The sequence below is a fragment of the Microlunatus parietis genome (assembly GCF_013407955.1).
Classification (GTDB): Bacteria; Actinomycetota; Actinomycetes; order Propionibacteriales; family Propionibacteriaceae; genus Microlunatus; species Microlunatus parietis.
In genome coordinates this window covers 6971180-6984435 of sequence record NZ_JACCBU010000001.1, presented here as the reverse complement: position 1 = coordinate 6984435, position 13256 = coordinate 6971180, and the positions used below count along the sequence as shown (strand labels likewise).

The window sequence follows — 13256 nt, the reverse complement described above, 5'->3', positions numbered from 1 at the left end:
TTCGCTGGGCTGATCCTGAGGTGATCGTTACTCGACTTTCACGATCATGATCCGAAATGGGGAACATTCCACCCCCGGAAGGATGTTCACTAGATATCGACGCCCGTACTGGTCGCCGACTCGGGATGACTCACACCCGGGGGAGGACCGGACATGTTGCGAAAGAGAGGCCTATCGTGAGCACATCCGTGATCGAAGACCCCACCCTCGACGCGGCCGACCGCTGCGACCGCTGCGGTGCCCAGGCCTATGTACGTGTGACCTTGGCGACCGGCTCCGAACTCCTGTTCTGCGCCCACCACGGAAAGCAGCACGCCGACAAGCTGAAGCAGGTCGCCCTGCAGATCCATGACGAGTCCGAGCGACTGAAGTAACCCCCACGACAGACCTCAACCGGAAACGGCCCCCGATCCTTCGATCGGGGGCCGTTTCGGTGCTGGGATCAATCCAGGTAGTCCCGGAGGACCTGGGACCGGGACGGGTGGCGCAGCTTGCTCATCGTCTTCGACTCGATCTGGCGGATCCGTTCCCGGGTCACGCCGTAGACCTTGCCGATCTCGTCCAGCGTCTTCGGCTGGCCGTCGGTCAGGCCGAACCGCATCGAGACCACGCCGGCCTCGCGCTCGCTGAGCGTGTCCAGTACGTCGTGCAACTGCTCCTGCAGCAGCGTGAAGCTGACCGCGTCGGCCGGCACGACCGCCTCGGAGTCCTCGATCAGGTCGCCGAACTCGGAGTCGCCGTCCTCGCCCAGCGGGGTGTGCAGGGAGATCGGCTCGCGGCCGTACTTCTGCACCTCGACGACCTTCTCCGGCGTCATGTCCAGCTCGGCCGCCAGCTCCTCCGGCGTCGGCTCGCGGCCGAGGTCCTGCAGCATCTGCCGCTGCACCCGGGCCAGCTTGTTGATCACTTCCACCATGTGGACCGGGATCCGGATGGTCCGGGCTTGGTCGGCCATGGCCCGGGTGATCGCCTGCCGGATCCACCAGGTGGCATAGGTGGAGAACTTGTAACCCTTGGTGTAGTCGAACTTCTCGACCGCACGGATCAGGCCCAGGTTGCCCTCCTGGATCAGGTCCAGGAAGAGCATGCCGCGGCCCGTGTACCGCTTGGCCAGCGAGACGACCAGCCGCAGGTTGGCCTCCAGCAGGTGGTTCTTGGCGCGGCGCCCGTCCTCGGCGATCCACTCCATGTCATCCCGCTGCGCGGCCTTCACCTTGGCCGCGGTGTCGTTCAGCTTCTCGTCGGCGAACAGGCCGGCCTCGATCCGCTTGGCGAGTTCGACCTCCTGCTCGGCGTTCAGCAGCGCGACCTTGCCGATCTGCTTCAGGTAGTCCTTGACCGGGTCGGCCGTGGCGCCGGCCGTGACGACCTGCTGCTCGGGCTCGTCGGCGTCGTCGGCGTCGGAGAGACTGAAACCCTCGTCCTCGGTCAGTTCCTTCTCGAGGGTGGCCTCCTTCTTCGGCTCGAAGGTCGACTCGTCGACCTCGTCCAGGGCGCGCCGCTTGTCGTCGGTGGTGAGCTTCTTGCCCACCGTCAGCACGACATCGTCGCCGTCGACCTCGACCAGCAGATCGGCCTCGAGTTCCTCCGGCGTGATCTCGACGTCGTCATCGTCGTCGTCGGACCTGGACGCCTTCTTGGCGGTGGCCTTCTTCGCGGCCGCACCCTTCGCGGCGGTCTTCTTGGCCGTCTTCCGGGTTCCCGGACTCGCGCCCTCCGCCTCGTCCGGCTCGTCGGAGACCGCCTTCAGCTTCGCCTTCTTGGCGGCCGTCTTCTTGGCCGGTGGACGGCCTGGCCGCTTGGCGGCCGGCGCCTCGTCCTTGGTCACCGCAGCGGATACCTGGCTGGCCCGCGTCGCGCCGGCAGCGGCGACGCTGCCGTTCGACTGGTGCGGTGCCGAAGGCTCGATGGCTTCGACGGTGGATTCGGACGTGATTCCCTCGCGCGCGGCGTTGGGAGTTGAAGAGGATGACACTAAGGACCTCTCGGGCGTACCGGATCGTATCTAGGGCAGGCGCGGCCCGTCGGAAGTCAAGAGCCGTTCCTGAACGTATTCTTACACGCCCACCCAAAATGGCTGAATCGACGCGGCGGTACGAGCTCCGACGGCAACCCGCCGCACCAAGATCAACTTCGGCGGATCAACTCCCGGCGATCGACTCGGCCTTGACCGCGAGCACCGGGCAGGACGCGTCCAGCAGCACCCGCTGGGCGTTGCTGCCGAGCAGCAGCTTCCCCACCGGCGAACGACGGCGCAGCCCGATCACGATGAACAGGGCGTGCGACTCCTCGGCCGCGTTGATCACCTCATCCGCCGGGTCCAGCTCGTCCGGCGCCTTGCGGACCTCGAACGGCACCCCGGACTGGTCGAGCTCGTCGGTGAGCGCAGCCACCTCGTCCGCGGTCGACGTGTGCACGACGATCAGCCGGGCATCACGCCGCCCGGCCTCGACGATGGCGGTCCGCAACGCCGCGCTTCCCTCCGGCTTGGCCGAGTAGCCGACAACGATCGTCGGCGTCGTCGTTGCCTGCGCATCCGAGTCGCTCATCCGCCCTGTATCGCTCATGTACGCAGTGCCTCCCAGGTGTGGACCGGTTCGTTGCTGTGCATCAGTTCCAGGTAGCGGGCGAGCATGGCGCGCAGGGCCGCTCCCCGGTCACGACCGGCCGCCTCCAGCCCGGACACCTCCGCAGTCTGCCACGTTGCGCCGTTGGCCGCACGGACGCAGCGCCGCTCGATCACCTGGAGCAGCCGGTCGGCCTCCTCGCCGTTCACCCGCCACTGCCGCAGCCCCTGCTCGGCCAGCGGCAGCAGTTTCCGCAGCACCAACTCGACTACGGTGACCCGGCCGACGCCGGGCCAGTACACCTCGGCGTCGATCCCGTGCCGGTAGCCCGCGACGAAGTTCTCCCGGGCCGCCTGGAACGACATCGCCGACCAGAGCGGCCGGTCGGCGTCGGCCAGCGCCCGGACCAGCCCGGCGAAGAACGCGGCGTTGGCCATCGTGTCCAGCACGGTCGGGCCGGCCGGCAGCACCCGGTTCTCCACCCGCAGGTGCGGCACCCCGCCGGCGATGTCGTACACGGGACGGTTCCAGCGGTAGACGGTGCCGTTGTGCAGCCGCAGCTCCTCCAGCTTCGGCACGCCCCCGCTGTCCAGCACGGCAACCGGGTCCTCGTCGGTACAGATCGGCAGCAGCGCCGGGAAGTAGCGGGTGTTCTCCTCGAACAGGTCGAAGATCGAGGTGATCCAGCGCTCGCCGAACCAGACCCGAGGCCGTACCCCCTGGGCCTTGAGCTCGTCGCTGCGGGTGTCGGTGCTCTGCTCGAACAGCGGGATCCGGGACTCGGCCAGCAGCCGGTGCCCGAAGAGGTACGGCGAGTTGGCCCCCACCGCGATCTGCACGCCGGCGATGGCCTGGGCAGCGTTCCAGTAGCCGGCGAAGTCGTCCGGGCTAACCTGTAGGTGCACCTGGGTGGAGGTGCAGGCCGCCTCCGGCATGATCGTGTCGGACACCATCCGGAGCCGCTCGGCGCCGTGGATGTCGATCTCCATGTCCTCGCCGCGGGCCGCGAAGATCTCCTCCTCCAGCAGCGAGTAGCGCGGGTTCTCGCTCAGGTTGTCCCGGGTCGCGTGCTCCGGCGCCAGGGTGGGCAGGATGCCGACCATCGCCAGCCCGACGCCGGCGTCGGAGGCCCGCTTCTGCGCGTGGTTGAGGGCCGCCCGGACCGAGTCCTCGAACGAGGACAGCCCGCGCCCGGCCAACTGCCGCGGCGGTACGTTGATCTCGATGTTGAACCGGCCCAGCTCGGTCTGGAACTGCGGATCGGCGATCGCCTCCAGCGCCTCGGCGTTCCGCATCGCCGGCTGCTGGTCCTGGTCGACCAGGTTGAGCTCGATCTCCAGCCCGGCCATCGGCTGGTCCGCCTCGAACCGCGACTCGGTCAGCATCAGCGCCAGGACGTCGAGCCCGGTCCGCACCTTGGCGCGATAGCGACTCCGGTCCGCCCGGGTGAACTCCCGCCGTTCGACCTCGTCGCCCATGCGATCCATCGTCACCCATCGGCGCCGCAATGTCAGCAGGCCGGCCGTTCCCCTACGGTGGCCGTTGTGGATCCGAACTCCTACTACGTCGACCTCGGTGATCACCGGTACCGCCCGACCGTGCACGTGCAGGGCGCCTGGCGGGACACCGAGCAGCACATGGCGCCGGTGGCCGGGCTGCTGGCGTACGTGATCGAGACGCACGCGGCCCGGCCGGAGCTGCAGCTGTGCCGGCTGACGTACGAGATCCTCGGGGTGATCAGCGCGGTGCCGTTCCGGGTCGAGGTCTCGACGATCCGGCCGGGCCGCACGATCGAGCTGGTCGAGGCGATGATGATCATCGACGAGCGGCCGGCGGTGCGGGCGACCGGCTGGCGGCTGGCCAGCACCGACACGTCCGCGGTGGCCGGCGGCGGACCCGATCCGTTGCCGGCGCCGGACGGACTGCCGGTCTGGCCGATCACCGACACCTGGGGCGGCGGCTACATCGACAGCCTGGAGTTCCGGGTCGTGCCCGGCTCGGAACCGGGCCGCGCCCGGGCCTGGCTGCACTCCCGCACGGCGCTGCTCGAGGGCGTCGAGGCCTCCGACCTGGTCCGCTTCGTCGGCCTGCTGGACACCGCCAACGGGATCGCCGCCCGGCTGCCGCCGAAGCAGTGGATGTTCCCCAACACCGACCTGACGATCCACCTGACCCGGCGGCCGCGGCTGTCCGGACCGGACGCCTGGATCGGCTTCGACGCCCGGTCCGAGATCGGCCCGACCGGGATCGGCCTCACCTCCGCGATCGTGTACGACCTCGACGGCCCGGTCGGCCGGACCGAGCAGATCCTGACCGTACGCAAGCTCGGCTGAGCACCGTCGGAGGCAGGGACTAAGGTCGGCAGCTATGACCGACCAGCTCGACCGCGCCGCGACCGCTCCGACGGCCGCCTTCCGTCCGACCGTCCGGAGCCACCACGGCGACGACTTCGCCGACCCGTACGAATGGCTGCGGGACAAGGAGAATCCCGAGGTGATCGGCTACCTCGAGGCGGAGAACGCCTACACCGAGGCGCGCACCGGGCACCTGGCCGAGCTGCGCGAGGCGATCTTCACCGACATCAAGTCGCGAACCAAGGAGACCGACCTCAGCGTCCCGTCGCACCGCCGCCACGGCGAGCGCGGCTACTGGTACTACACCCGGACCGTCGAGGGCCAGGACTACCCGATCCACTGCCGGGTGGTCGCCGCCGACCCGACCACGCCGCCCGACCCGGAGCGCCCGATCGAGGGCGAGGAGGTGCTGCTGGACTGCAACGCCGAGGCCGGCGACGCCGAGTTCTTCTCCGTCGGAGCCCTCGGCGTGTCGCCGGACGGCAGCCTGCTGGCGTACTCCACGGATCTCAGCGGCGACGAGCGCTACACGATCAAGATCAAGAACCTGGGCACCGGCGAGCTGCTGCCGGACGAGATCCCGGACACCGTGTACGGGATCGCCTGGGCCGGGGCGGATCACCTCTTCTACACGCGGGCCGATTCCGCCTGGCGGCCGTACCTGGTCCGCCGGCACCGGCTCGGCACCGACGTCGCGCAGGACGTGGACGTGTTCAACGAGCCGGACGAGAGGTACTGGGTCGGTCTGGAGGCCAGCCGCGACGAGCGCTGGATCCTGATCGGCGTCGGCAGCAAGCTGACCACCGAGTACCTGATCCTGGGCACCGAAGAACCTGCCGCGACCCCGCGATCGATCGCGCCGCGCCGGCAGGGCGTCGAGTACAACGTCGAGGTCGCCGGCGACCGGCTGCTGATCCTGCACAACGACCCGCAGCGAGACGGCGGCCCCGACTTCGCGCTCGCCGAGGCGCCGCTGGACGCGACCTCGCCGGACCAGTGGCGGACCGTGCTGCCGCACCAGGCCGGGGTCCGGCTCACCGACGTCACGGCGTACGCGGGCCACGTCGTGCTCGGGCTGCGCAGGGACGGGCTGACCGGGCTGCGGCTGCTCCCTCGCGGCGCCGACGGCACGCCGGGCGCCGGCACCGACCTCGAGTTCGACGAGCCGCTCTACACGGTGGACCACGTGGCCGGCCGGGACTACGCCAGTAGCACCGTCCGGTACGCCTTCACCTCGCTGGTCACGCCGGACTCGGTGGTCGACCTGGACGTGCCGACCGGTGCCCGGACCGTCCGCAAGCGGACCGAGGTGCTGGACCACCCGGTGCACGGGCCGTACCGCTCCGAGGACTACGTCCAGGTCCGCGAGTGGGCCACCGCCGCCGACGGCACCAAGATCCCGATCTCGATCGTGCACAAGGCCGGGCTCGAGCTGGACGGCAGCGCGCCGGCCCTGATCTACGGCTACGGCTCGTACGAGATCTCGATCGACCCGTCCTTCCGGATCTCCCAGCTGTCCCTGCTGGAGCGCGGCTTCGTGTACGCGATCGCCCACATCCGCGGCGGCGGCGAGCTCGGCCGGGCCTGGTACGAGAACGGCAAGGAGCTGACCAAGAAGAACACGTTCAGCGACTTCGTCGCCTGCGCCGAGCACCTGATCGAGCGCGGCTACACGAGCGCCGACCGGCTGGCGGCCCGCGGCGGCAGCGCCGGCGGACTGCTGATGGGCGCCGTGGCCAACCTGGCCCCGGAGACGTTCCGGGCGATCCACGCCGCGGTGCCGTTCGTCGACGCGCTGACCACGATCCTCGACCCGGACCTGCCTCTCACCGTCACCGAATGGGAGGAGTGGGGTGACCCGCTGCACGATCCCGAGGTGTATGCGTACATGAAGTCCTACAGCCCGTACGAGAATCTGCGCGAGGTCGCCTATCCGGCGATCCTGGCCACCACGAGCCTCAACGACACCCGGGTCTTCTACGTCGAGCCGGCCAAGTGGGTCGCCGCGCTGCGCCGGGTCGCCCACAACGGCGAGGACCGGCCGATCCTGCTCAAGACCGAGATGACGGCCGGCCACGGCGGGGTCAGCGGACGCTACAAGTCGTGGCGGGAGTTGGCCTTCGAATACGCCTGGATCATCGACCAGGTAACCCCTTCCCCGTGACGCAGATCTCAGTAAAGTAAGACTTGCGGCCTATCGGGGTTCCACCGAGGTAGGTCTCAGGGATTCTTCAGGGCTACGAAGGAATCCTTTCGGCGTCCGGTGGCGTTGACTCCTGTGTACGGCAGAGACAACGCCGGCCCGGACATGGAAAGGGGCCAACTGTGGTAGCTCAAGCAACGCGATCCCGCGTCTCCGAAGGCATCGACGGTAAGGACGCGGTTGGACTGTATCTCGATGGAATCGCCAAGACTCCCCTGCTGACCGCCGAGGAGGAGGTGGAGTTGGCGAAGTCGATCGAGGTCGGCCTGTACGCCGAACGCATTCTCACCGGCGAACTGGACGACGAGGGCGGCAAGAAGGCCGTGTCGGCCTCGACCGAGGAGCTGGAGTTCCTCGCCGAGGAGGGCCGCCGGGCCCTGCAGCGCTTCATCACCGCCAACCTCCGGCTGGTGGTCTCGGTGGCGCGCAAGTACGGACGGTCCCAGATGCCGTTGCTTGATCTGGTGCAGGAAGGCAACACGGGCCTGATCCGTGCGGTCGAGAAGTTCGACTACACGAAGGGCTTCAAGTTCTCCACCTACGGCACCTGGTGGGTGCGGCAGTCGATCAGCCGCGGCATCGCCCAGCAGGGCCGGATCGTGCGGCTGCCGGTGCACGTCGCCGAGCAGGTCAACCAGGTCGGCGCGGTGCGCCGTACTCTGGAGCGGCGGCTCGGCCGCGAGCCCGAGATCACCGAGATCGCCGACGAGATGGGCATCGAGGCGGACCGGGTGATCGACCTGATGCGGTACGGCCGGGAGCACGTGAGCCTGGACGCGCCGGTCGAGGAGGGTGGCGACACCGCCCTCGGTGACCTGATCGCCCGCGAGCCGATGCCCGGCCCGGACGAGGTCTATCTCGACGCCGAGGAGCACGCCCGGCTGGAGGCCCTGCTGGATCAACTCGACGAGCGCTCCGCCGACGTGGTGCGCCGCCGGTACGGCCTGCTGGACGGCCGCCAGGCCAAGCTCGCCGACATCGGAGCCGTCTGGGGCATCACCGCCGAGCGGGTCCGCCAAATCGAACGGCACGCCATCGCCAAGCTGCGCGGCAAGTCAGTCCTCGCCGCCTGACCCAAAGATTCTCTTCCCTACCCACAAAGAGAAACGAACGGCCCCCGACCACCCACTCGGGGGCCGTTCGCTGTTCCCTGACTTCAGCGGGTGGTGGGGCGGATCAGCCCCTCCTGGGCGACATCGGCGACCAGCGTCCCCTCCTGGAACAGACGGCCGGTGGACAGGCCGCGGGCGTTCGAGGCCGAGGGCGAGACCTGGTCGTAGAGCAGCCAGGTGTCGGCGCGGAACTCCCGCAGGAACCACATCGCGTGGTCCAGCGACGCCGCCTGCAGCCGCGGGTCGCCGATGAAGACGCCGTGCGGCACCGTCGCTGCGGCGAGCAGGGTCAGGTCGCTGGCGTACGCGAGCGCGGCCTGATGGATCCACCGCTCGTCCGGCAGGCGCCCGTCGACGCGGACCCAGACCCGGGCCCGGGCCGGGTGCCGCGGGTCGGTCAGCGTGCCGCCGGGCCTGGAGTCACCGGCGAACCGTACGTCCAGCGCGCCGTACTCCCGCTGCCAGACCGCCGGCTCGCGCCGGGTCGCCGCGGCCAGCAGGTCGACGTAGCGCGGACAGTCGTCCGGCCCGGGCACGCCCTCCGGCAGCGGGTCCTGGTGCTCGAACCCGTCCTCGGCGATCTGGTACGACGCCGAGAGATAGAAGATCGTCTTCCCGCCCTGCCGGGCCACCACCCGCCGGGACGAGAACGAGCGGCCGTCCCGGATCTGCTCGACGTCGTACACGATCGGGATGTCGGTCCGGCCCGGGATCAGGAAGTAGCCGTGCATCGAGTGCAGCGACCGGTCCTCGCCCACCGTCCGTACCGCCGCGCAGAGCGCCTGCGCCAGCACCTGGCCCCCGAACGCCCGCTGCATCCGGGTGTCCGGCTGCCGGGCCCGGAACAACCCGACCTCGATCTCCTCGAGCTCCAGCAGGTCCACCAGTTCATCGATCGACTTCGGCACACCAAGACCCTAACCACCCACCACCCCACCCGCCGACCGGTCACCAACGCAGCCCTTTCTGCGGCGTGTCGCTGCACAAGTGACCGGTCGGCAAGGGCGACCTGGGCGAGTACCGGACCCGAGCTGCAAGGCTGGGTCGCATGGCCGAACCCGATCTGCTCCGACCGTTTCCAGCCGGTACGGGCTCTGGGCCGGGACGGGCCGCCGGTGCTGCTCACCCGGGACGGCCGCGAACAGCCCGCCGTGGCAGCGACCGTGGCCACGTTTCTGGCGGCCGCCGAGGTCGCCGGGCGTCCGGTCGAGGTGATCGACGTTCCCGCGGGGCGGCACGGGTTCGACTCACTTGATCATGACGTGGGCTCCCGGACGGCGGTCGAAGCGGCGCTCGACTGGGTCTCCGGCAAGATCCGCGCCGGCTGAGCCCGCCGGCGGAGCAGGGCCGAGCCGACGATCAGCACGCCGAGGGCGGCGGCGACCGGCGGGACCAGGAGGGCGGAGCGGTACCCGGCGAGTTGCTGCTGCGGATCGTGCGAGCCGCCGATCACGGCACTGATGATCACCGAGGCGGCGGCGATGCCGAGGGCGGCGCCGAACTGGAACGAGGTGTTGACCAGGCCGCCGGCCAAGCCCTGCTCGGACTCGGTCACGCCGTCGGTGGCCAGGATCGTCGTCGGGCCGTACACCAGGGCGAACGAGACGGCGATGATCACCATCGCCGGGAGCATGGTCAGGTAGCTGCGGTCCAGGTCGAGCGGCAGGAACAGCCCGTACCCGATCGCGGCCAGGACCAGGCCGGCGGTGATCACCTTGGCATTGCCGAACCGGGCGACCAGTCGCGGCGTCAGGGTCGGCGCCAGGACCGCGTCGAAGCCGAGGACCATCAGGGCGAGGCCGGTCTGCAGCGGCGTCCAGTCGCGCAGTTCCTGCAGGTAGAGCACCAGGATGAACTGGTACGCGTTGAAGCCGCCGAGGACCAGCAGCGCGGCCAGGTTGGCCCGGACCACCGACGGCGACCGCAGGATGCCGAACCGGATCAGGGGTGCCGCCACCCGCCGCTCGATGATCACGAAGACGATCCCGAACAGGGCCGCCGCACCGAACGTGATCAAGGACTCGACGACCGGCACCTCGTGCACCCGGACCAGGCCCAACACCAAGATCAACATCGTGGCGGTCAGGGTGACTGCACCGGCCAGGTCGAGGTCGCGGAGCCGCGGCCGGCGCTGCTCCGCGGGGCCGGCCGGCAGCACCCGTACCGCGGTGATCAACAACAGCAGCGCCGCGATCACCGGCGCGAAGAAGACCCAGCGCCAGTGCACGGCGGCCAGCGCACCGCCCACCATCATGCCCAGCGAGAAGCCGGCCGCGGCCATCCCGGCGTAGACCAGCAGCGCCTTGTTGCGCCGCTCCCCCTCCTCGAACGTCGTGGTGATGATCGACAGCCCGGCCGGCGTCATGAAGGCCGCCGCGACGCCGGTGACGAACCGCGCCGTGATCAACATCCAGCCCTCGCCGGCCATCCCACCCAGCCCCGACGCGACCAGGAACACGGTCAGCCAGAGCAGGAACATCCGGCGCCGGCCGAGCAGGTCCGCGGCCCGCCCGCCGAGCAGCACGAACCCCGCGTAGCCGAGCACGAACGCGCTCATCACCCACTGCAGTTCGGGCGTGGACAGCCCGAGGTCGGCCCGGATCGACGGCAGCGCGACGCCCATCATGGACAGATCGATGCCCTCGAGGAAGATCGTCCCGGACAGGACGAAGACGACGGCCCGGGCGCGCGCCGGCATCCGTACCTTCGCGCGTTGTGGACTCGAAACACTCACCAGAACTCCCGTTCGTCATTTCGGTTACTTCTTGTAACTGACACAACCATCCGTCACCATGGGGAGTTGTGGAAGAAGGCACTTTGAAGTCACCCGGTTCCGCCTGTGATACCGACGACGGCGATCCGTTCCAGTGGGACACCCGCGAGGACTGCGAGGTACGCCAGATCCTGGACCGGATCGCCGACAAGTGGTCGCTGCTGGTGATCGCCCTGCTGGACCAGCGCTGCCTGAGGTTCACCGAACTGCGGCGCCGGATCGACGGAGTCAGCCAGCGGATGCTCGCGGTCACCCTGCGCCATCTGGAGCGGGACGGACTGGTCAAGCGCACGGTGCATCCGGTGGTGCCACCCCGTGTCGACTACGAACTGACCCCGCTCGGCCGGTCCCTGCACGCGACGATCCAGGCCCTGGTCGACTGGACCGAGACCCACCAGGGCGAGATCGCCGCCGCCCGCAGCAACTACGACGAGCGCCTGACCGAGCCCGCTGCTCTCACCTGAGCCGCACTCCGCTGCCTCAGGAACGCCGGGCACAGACGTCCTTGTCGCCCCGGGCGTCGGCAACAGAACCCGTTCGTGTCCGGAAGTGAATCGCGTCCTGGGTGGGCACCGGGGAAAGATGCGCGGGCAAGATCATCGACGGCACCGGTGTCAGGTTCCTTGATGATCGAACTCGGGCGAGGGGGCACGCAAGGTGCTCGATATCGCGGTCAGGTTGGACGAGGCCGAGTTCGATGCGCTGCCCTACCGCAGCCGCCGGGCACTGTCAGCGGCTCGGCGACGAGCGGCCAGGCCCAAACCGATGCCCGCCTGGCCGTCGGAGCTCGCCCGCGCGGGAGACGATCTGCTGGTGCGATGGGTCGAGACCAACCGCAGACCCAGCCAGCACGAGGCCGTACCCGCATCGGTCTGGCGGCGAGCCGACCGGCTGCTGCCCGAGGCGAAGCGACTCGCCGGCACCTTCCCGAGCGGGTCCGGGCCGAACTGTTTCGGCAACGTGGTGGCCGCCGCCGGCGTTCCGGACACCGCGATCGTCCAGGTGTTCCCGGACCAGTTCAAGGCCTGGCTGGACCGGCAGACCGAACCGGTCCGCGGGACCGGCCATGTTCGAGAACCGGGCACCGTCCTGTACTGGACCGAGCACGGGAAGCTGGCCCATGCGGCGGTGACGATCGGGGACGGATGGGTGTTGAACAAACCGTCCCAGGCCTGGTCGTGTCCCCGGTTGATCATGACCGTGCGTGATCTCGTCAACCGCTGGAGGTACCCCACGACCCGCTGGTATCGACGCCGGATGATCGACTGAGCCCCAGCCGCCTAGCGTCGACCGGTCAACAGTGCAGCGACACGCCGCCAAAACAGCTGCTTTTGTGACTGGTCGGCGGGTTTATTCGGGGTTCTTGTCTCGTTCGGCGAGGAAGCGTTCGAACTCAGCGGCGATCTCGTCGGCGCTCGGGACCTGCTCGACGCCCTCGGCGGTCATCGCGTCGTACTGCTGTTCCAGGGAGCCGACCAGCTCCTGCACCTCGGTCGAGCCGGCGACCTCCTCGGCGATGTCGGCCATGGTCGAGGCCGAGGCCTTCTCCAGCGGCTCGGTCGGGACGACCAGGCCGGTGACCTGGGTGACGGCCCGGGCCAGGGCGACGGCGGATTCGGGGAACGCGGACTGGGCCAGATAGTGCGGTACGTGGACCGCGAAGCCCATCGCCTTGCGGTCCTGCTGGCCGAGCCGGAACTCGATCAGGCCGGTGAAGCTGGCCGGGACCTCGACCCGGTCGATCCAGCTGCGGTAGCCGGTGACCAGCTCGGGATCGGTGGCGTGCGCGGTCAGCGTGATCGGCCGGGTGTGCGGCACGGCCATCGGGATCCCGTGCAGCGAGACCGTGAGCCGTACCCCGAGCTGATCGATCAGGCCGAGCACGGCCGCGGCCAGCCGCTCCCACTGCACGTCGGGCTCCGGCCCGGACAGCAGCAGGAACACCTCGCCCTGTTCGTCGACGACCCGGTGCAGCCGCAGTTGCACGTCCGCGTACGACTTCCAGGTGTTGGTGTCGAAGACCATCGCCGGCCGCCGGCTCCGGTAGTCGTGCAGCTGATCATGATCGAATTCGGCCAGCAGTTCATGATCAAGGTGTTCCAGCAGGTGCGCGCCGTAGAGCCGGCCGGCCTGACCGGCGTCGACGAACCCGTCCAGTTGGACGATCAGCACCGGATGGTGCCCGGCGAGCTTGGCCACCACGTCGTCCCGCAAGGTGTACAGCTCCCGTGGATCCATCATGCGGCC

Annotated in this window: 13 protein-coding genes; 7 read left to right on the top strand and 6 right to left on the bottom strand. The window is 69.3% G+C overall.

What is annotated here, in order from left to right:
- The first annotated feature begins 125 nt into the window (after window positions 1-125).
- On the top strand, window positions 126-374 hold the full coding sequence (locus BKA15_RS33545; protein ID WP_179757950.1) for a DUF7455 domain-containing protein: 249 nt from the start codon (window positions 126-128) through the stop codon (window positions 372-374).
- A gap of 68 nt (window positions 375-442) precedes the next feature.
- On the opposite strand, the gene BKA15_RS33540 is transcribed toward BKA15_RS33545, so the two are convergent.
- From BKA15_RS33540 to BKA15_RS33530, 3 genes are all read right to left on the bottom strand, one after another.
- Window positions 443-2005, bottom strand: coding sequence for an RNA polymerase sigma factor (locus tag BKA15_RS33540; RefSeq protein WP_312879724.1), 1563 nt, complete (start codon window positions 2003-2005; stop codon window positions 443-445).
- Window positions 2006-2141: 136 nt separating this feature from the next.
- Window positions 2142-2549 (bottom strand): universal stress protein, encoded by a 408-nt coding sequence (locus tag BKA15_RS33535; protein WP_179757949.1) that lies wholly within the window; start codon window positions 2547-2549, stop codon window positions 2142-2144.
- Between the two features lie 14 nt (window positions 2550-2563).
- Window positions 2564-4045, bottom strand: coding sequence for a glutamate-cysteine ligase family protein (locus tag BKA15_RS33530; RefSeq protein WP_179757948.1), 1482 nt, complete (start codon window positions 4043-4045; stop codon window positions 2564-2566).
- A 66-nt stretch (window positions 4046-4111) separates the two neighbouring features.
- Here BKA15_RS33530 and BKA15_RS33525 point away from each other — a divergent pair, with 66 nt between their 5' ends.
- The 3 genes from BKA15_RS33525 (at window position 4112) to BKA15_RS33515 (ending at window position 8197) form a co-directional block, all read left to right on the top strand.
- Window positions 4112-4900 (top strand): thioesterase family protein, encoded by a 789-nt coding sequence (locus BKA15_RS33525; RefSeq protein WP_179757947.1) that lies wholly within the window; start codon window positions 4112-4114, stop codon window positions 4898-4900.
- 34 nt (window positions 4901-4934) lie between these two features.
- Window positions 4935-7085, top strand: a complete 2151-nt coding sequence (locus BKA15_RS33520) for a S9 family peptidase (protein ID WP_179757946.1) — start codon at window positions 4935-4937, stop codon at window positions 7083-7085.
- A gap of 161 nt (window positions 7086-7246) precedes the next feature.
- The gene (locus tag BKA15_RS33515) at window positions 7247-8197 is read left to right on the top strand and encodes a sigma-70 family RNA polymerase sigma factor (protein ID WP_179757945.1); all 951 of its coding nucleotides are present in this window, start codon (window positions 7247-7249) and stop codon (window positions 8195-8197) included.
- Between the two features lie 83 nt (window positions 8198-8280).
- On the opposite strand, the gene BKA15_RS33510 is transcribed toward BKA15_RS33515, so the two are convergent.
- Complete coding sequence (locus tag BKA15_RS33510; RefSeq protein WP_179757944.1) at window positions 8281-9144, bottom strand: acyl-CoA thioesterase; 864 nt, start codon at window positions 9142-9144, stop codon at window positions 8281-8283.
- 207 nt (window positions 9145-9351) lie between these two features.
- Between BKA15_RS33510 and BKA15_RS33505 the strand changes: the two genes are divergently transcribed.
- Window positions 9352-9564 carry an alpha/beta hydrolase family protein gene (locus BKA15_RS33505; RefSeq protein WP_179757943.1) on the top strand — a complete coding sequence of 71 codons (213 nt, stop codon included), beginning with the start codon at window positions 9352-9354 and terminating at the stop codon, window positions 9562-9564.
- Here the strand turns inward: BKA15_RS33505 and BKA15_RS33500 are convergent.
- Window positions 9492-10970 carry an MFS transporter gene (locus BKA15_RS33500; RefSeq protein WP_312879631.1) on the bottom strand — a complete coding sequence of 493 codons (1479 nt, stop codon included), beginning with the start codon at window positions 10968-10970 and terminating at the stop codon, window positions 9492-9494. The genes BKA15_RS33505 and BKA15_RS33500 overlap by 73 nt on opposite strands.
- An 83-nt stretch (window positions 10971-11053) precedes the next feature.
- On the opposite strand from BKA15_RS33500, the gene BKA15_RS33495 reads away from it, so the two are divergent.
- Both BKA15_RS33495 and BKA15_RS33490 read left to right on the top strand, forming a co-directional pair.
- Window positions 11054-11473 (top strand): winged helix-turn-helix transcriptional regulator, encoded by a 420-nt coding sequence (locus tag BKA15_RS33495; protein WP_218871685.1) that lies wholly within the window; start codon window positions 11054-11056, stop codon window positions 11471-11473.
- Between the two features lie 349 nt (window positions 11474-11822).
- On the top strand, window positions 11823-12278 hold the full coding sequence (locus BKA15_RS33490) for a hypothetical protein (protein ID WP_179757941.1): 456 nt from the start codon (window positions 11823-11825) through the stop codon (window positions 12276-12278).
- Window positions 12279-12359: 81 nt separating this feature from the next.
- Here the strand turns inward: BKA15_RS33490 and BKA15_RS33485 are convergent, their stop codons facing one another.
- Window positions 12360-13250 (bottom strand): proteasome assembly chaperone family protein, encoded by an 891-nt coding sequence (locus BKA15_RS33485; RefSeq protein WP_179757940.1) that lies wholly within the window; start codon window positions 13248-13250, stop codon window positions 12360-12362.
- Window positions 13251-13256 lie beyond the last annotated feature (6 nt).